4 protein-coding genes are annotated in these 4585 nt (G+C 55.7%); 3 read left to right on the top strand and 1 reads right to left on the bottom strand.

The window, feature by feature from the left end:
* Positions 1-2416, bottom strand: a 2416-nt coding sequence (locus RMO15_RS19765) for a LamG domain-containing protein (protein WP_309715842.1), incomplete at its 3' end; no start/stop codon positions are given.
* 673 nt (positions 2417-3089) lie between these two features.
* On the opposite strand from RMO15_RS19765, the gene RMO15_RS19760 reads away from it, so the two are divergent.
* From RMO15_RS19760 to RMO15_RS19750, 3 genes are all read left to right on the top strand, one after another.
* On the top strand, positions 3090-3779 hold the full coding sequence (locus tag RMO15_RS19760; RefSeq protein WP_309715839.1) for a restriction endonuclease: 690 nt from the start codon (positions 3090-3092) through the stop codon (positions 3777-3779).
* Between the two features lie 16 nt (positions 3780-3795).
* Positions 3796-4350 (top strand): metal-dependent hydrolase, encoded by a 555-nt coding sequence (locus RMO15_RS19755; RefSeq protein WP_309715836.1) that lies wholly within the window; start codon positions 3796-3798, stop codon positions 4348-4350.
* Positions 4351-4441: 91 nt separating this feature from the next.
* Positions 4442-4570, top strand: coding sequence for a hypothetical protein (locus RMO15_RS19750; protein ID WP_309715833.1), 129 nt, complete (start codon positions 4442-4444; stop codon positions 4568-4570).
* Positions 4571-4585 lie beyond the last annotated feature (15 nt).

The following is a 4585-nucleotide window of genomic DNA, read 5'->3' as shown; positions in this document are numbered from 1 at the left end:
CTTCGGTTGTGGTTGTCGGGTTAGAGAGCTGGGCGGTTTCATTGCCGAGCACCACCACCCGGCCCGACGTTCCATCGGCCAGGGCGACATACTGCTTGGGTGGCGCGGTGCCGAGCACCTGCACCGAGACAGCGGTTGGGGCGTTGGCAACCAGAGCCAAGCCAGAGGCGGTGCCGTAGCTGGAGGTACTGGCCCGATTAGCAATCGTCCTGGCTCCCACCGCATTGCCGCTGGTGGAGTAGGTGCCGAAGCCATCCGACTCTAAGCGAATCGTAGTAAGGTTGCCCGATCCAGTGGAGGCCAGGTAGATGCGGCCATTCTTGGCGGCCACACTTTGCAGGCCCGAGGTGCCGAGCATGGTGCTGCCCGTGGGGAGGCGCATCCAGAGGGTGTTGGTGGAGGAGTCGATAATATCCAATCCACTGGCCGTGACGGTGAGGTGAGTTCGCAGTGGGAAGCTACGCCGGGTGCCACGTTGGGGTGAGCTGGTACTTGCAGCCTCCACCGCCCAGGAGTTGATGAGGAAGTGATCGTAGGCGCTGTACTGGCCAGCCGGGTTGAACTTGAGGTAGATGCCAGTGGAGCCAAGCTGGGTGCTGGTGGTAGGAGCAGGAACAGCCGTGCTCCAGGTGCCGCCGATGTAGCGGTATTGGTAGTAGGTAGGACCAACATCCAACGGACTATTTGGGGTGATGCCGGTGGTCCAGGTGGGATCAAGACCTTCACTACTTGAAGTAGTTCCCAGAACGCCGTTATTACCATTACTGGAGGCGTCATACACAACCTGTCCGGTATTCTCATCAAAGTGCAGCAGCAGCTTAGTGGTTGAGTCTGGATTAAGGCGTCTCGTGGGGGTGAAGTTGGAAGTATACATTGTACCACTACTCATACGAAAATCGTCAATTTTACCCAGAGTAGGACCAAAATTGCCAGTAAAGGCCCCCTTACCTATACGCGTTACTCCGGTGGTATTAAAATTACCTGTCAGAGAACTTATGCTCACACCAGCACCACTGGCAACACCATTTATGTAGGCAGTTATCAAGTTGCTGGTACGGTTAACCACCACCGCGACATGAGTCCAAAGACTATCAGGTATGGCGCCGGCCGAAGCTAGGTTAGCCGTAAGAGTGCCGCCATTACTATCATTCAGATACGCGACTAAGGCTCCGGTAGACAATCGATCAAGGAGAACATACACGAGAGGACTGGTGCTGCCTTTTTCAAAAAATCGGTCTGTAGAGGCATTTGTGGATGGGTTAATCCAGGTTTCCACAGTAAATGAACCTGAGCCGAAATTAAGGCTACTAGCATACGGCACCTGAACCAGGTCATCGGTACCATCAAAGCTTAGAGCACTTCGATTATCCACCATCTGCACCTCATACTGCTTGCGGTCAGTGGCGCTGGAGTTAGATCCGAGGGTAAGGTTTCCAGCACCAGTGCGACCTCCCGCCTGATAGGCAGCATCTGCAGCATCATCGGGCGAGCAGCCTTTAAAGCCATCCATGATTGCTTGAGCTCCGTCAACGCGGACAGGATCGTCCGAAGCAGAGGAAGAATTTGCACCTAGCGTGCCGTTGTTGGCGTTGCCAGATGAGTCGAGTACGGTCTGGCCCGAGGCTTCGTCGAAATGCCAAAGTCCAGCAGTATTCCTATCTTCGGTGAAGCGGCGTTGCGGGGTGAAGTTTGAAGAATATCGGAGTGAGTTAGATACCCGAATTTCATCGATAACACCATTAGTAGGACCGTAACCGCCGCCGTTGTAGCCAATGATGAGCGAACCAGTACTTGCCACGCTACCGACAACTGTAGAGGTACTCTGGGTTTGAATCAGTGACCCATTCACAAACAGACTGACCTGCTGATTGGGGCGATCAATGACCGCCGCCACGTGGTACCACAGCCCCGCCGTTACCGTAGTGGTAAATGTTTTCGAGATCAAACCACTGGCCGTATTGAGAAATTGCACGGTGAATCCGGTAGATGAGCCGTCAATACCCCAATAATTAGTACCGTCCGTCTTGGCAATTAACCGCCTGACAGCGCTATTGGTTGGATAAAACCAGAATTCAGTAGTGAACACGTCGGTTAGGCTTCCAAGATTAATAGCCGAAGCAGCTGGAACTACTACTTGGTCATTATTCCCATCAAACTTCAACGCCCCGCTCCCCCGCGTCACGCCGTTCCTCCAGTTAGGGTCTATCCCAAGCTGTTGCTGGGTGTCTTCGGGAGAATCGTCGTCAGTTAGGTTGTACGTACTGGAAGCAGTAACCGAGTTTGCGGCCAGGTGGGTATTGCCGTAGGCGTCGGTAGAGCTGGAAGTGTAGACCCCGGCAGCTTCGGCCACACTGGGAACAAGACTGCTTACTGCTGTCGTGGTCACGAGCGAAGCGATAAGAAGCCAGGCGACCACCGGCAGAACGCCACTCCCTGCACCCACCGCCCAGCGAGCAACGAGAGGGAGTTTCTTTAGTTTCGTTCCTGCCCGCTTGGGGGCTTGGCCCATTTTGGCGACCCAGGAGAGAATGCCCGCGTCAACCGTGTCGAGCCACCGGGAAAAACGACTTGGGAGCGGGGACTTCTGCATGGCATCATCGTGTCATACCAGGCGAGATCTGTGAAGAATGGGAGAGTGAGCTACGGAAGAATAGCCATGCAAACTAAGAAGGCATTACCCCAAGGTAACGCTTCTTGCGTGTTGGGCTGGCGCTCGGTGTAATAGTGCGGTCACGTGCGCGACACCACTTTATACCTAACTCGATCCCCTATGCCTGCCCTGGCACAAGCACCCTCCAAAGTCGTTAATCGACTGCGGGCGGTGCTACTTCATGTCCCTTACTACTGCGTCGAAAGCTTGGCCCGACTCGCCGAAGATTCTGGGCTTTCAAAAGCTACTCTCTCACGGCTAAACAATCACAAGAGAAGTCCAAGCTACCGCGTCGCCGAGGCCATTGCAGTGGCGATATCCAAGCGATCTGGGATCAGGCTCGCCTCACAAGAGATATTCTCAAACGATGGTACCTATCCAACGGCCTCAACCTGCGAGCTCATGGGGTGCAGTGGCTGCCTTCCTCCGCAAGCCTGGGATGAGAGCACCGATAGACTCCGGCCCGAATGGAGACATCAAAAACCAGGGAAGTGGTCCCGCCGCGAAGCTGATCCAACCTCTCCTGGTCACCTCATTTAACACCTATTTCATGAACTCGAAAACCCCGAACAAACTCCAGCAGAGGCTGCTGGAGCTCCCTTTTGATGCCTATCTCCAGATCATTGCCCTTCTGCTTATCAAGCTCGGCTACCGAGACGTTCGCCTGGCCGGGCGTACCGACTGGAAGGGTCGCAACAGAGCCGGTGGCTATGATCTCGTCGCCACACTCGGTTGTGGGCTTTCCTCACGAAAGGTGGTCGCTCAAGTCAAACAGTTTGATACGGAATCTCGCGTCTTCCAGCGCCAGGCTGACGAGCTGCGCGGTGTAGCGATTAGGTCCGGTGCTGCCGAAGCCCTTCTCATCACCAGCGGGCCACTTTCAGGCTCGATAGATCAGGAAGGGCTCTTGCTGCCACTGGCCCCGGTGCACCTCATCAGCGGCGATCAGCTCGTGGAACTACTTATCAGCCATCAAATCGGTGTCACCGCAAACGGGGCCCTCGATGAGGCTCTCTTCGCTCAGTTGGAGCAGGAAGCTGTTGGCAACCGCCAAAGCGACTGCCTGGGAGCCAAGAGCGAGCTACTGCTCACCGTGGCGGTGACGCGTGTCCCTCGGTCTCGTTCATGACTACAATCTCTTCTTTATGACATGGAGAACTCACGTCATGGCAGGGATCGTCAGCCTCTACGGACTACCGCTCGGCCTTGCCTTCGACTCTATGTCGCTGGCGATTCTCTTCGCTGTGCTTGGAAGCCTGCTGCCCGACCTCGACGCTAGAGAGTCCAAACTCTCCAACGTAGCCATTGGCGGCGTAGCTCCCTTGAAGCTCGTCGCACGGCTACTCAGTCGAAGTCTGGGACACCGTGGACCGATGCACTCGCTTCTTGCGGTGCTGGTCGTCGCTGTTGTCTTTGGCTTGCCACTAGCACTCTTGCTCGATCCCTTTGCCGGGTTCGGTTTGACGCTGGGCTACCTGTCCCATCTGCTGCTTGATGCCTGCACCAGAAGCGGCGTTCCGCTCTACTGGCCCGACAGCGGGCGGGTATGGCTCTTGCCTCCAAAGCTTCGCTTTGTCACCGGCTCTGCGGCGGAAGACGGGCTCTTCATCCTGCTCTCCTTCGCGGCGTCCGGCCTTCTCCTCATTCATCTTTTCCAATTCCAAAATGCAACCACCACTTTCCAAACGCTCCCACTTTGACCGGTCTAGCTCCCACTTTAGAGTCTCTGCCGAGCTTGCTGCCATTGACCAGGCGGCGCGCTTAACACTCAGGCTCGTGGAGAGGATTGATATGGTTTCACTACGATTCGCGGAGCGCCAACGCCTCGCCCGAATCCTCCTTCGACTGGCGAAAGTCGCGGGGGAAGCACATGACATCCTGCCGCTGATCCAGTCGAACAACGGCTCTGATCTCTCATGAGTCCTCTACCTCTTT

Origin of the sequence: Armatimonas sp. (assembly GCF_031410135.1) — a bacterium.
In the GTDB taxonomy this organism is placed as follows: Bacteria; Armatimonadota; Armatimonadia; order Armatimonadales; family Armatimonadaceae; genus Armatimonas.
Note: the sequence above shows the minus strand (reverse complement) of the source record. Positions and strands in the feature narration are given on the sequence as shown.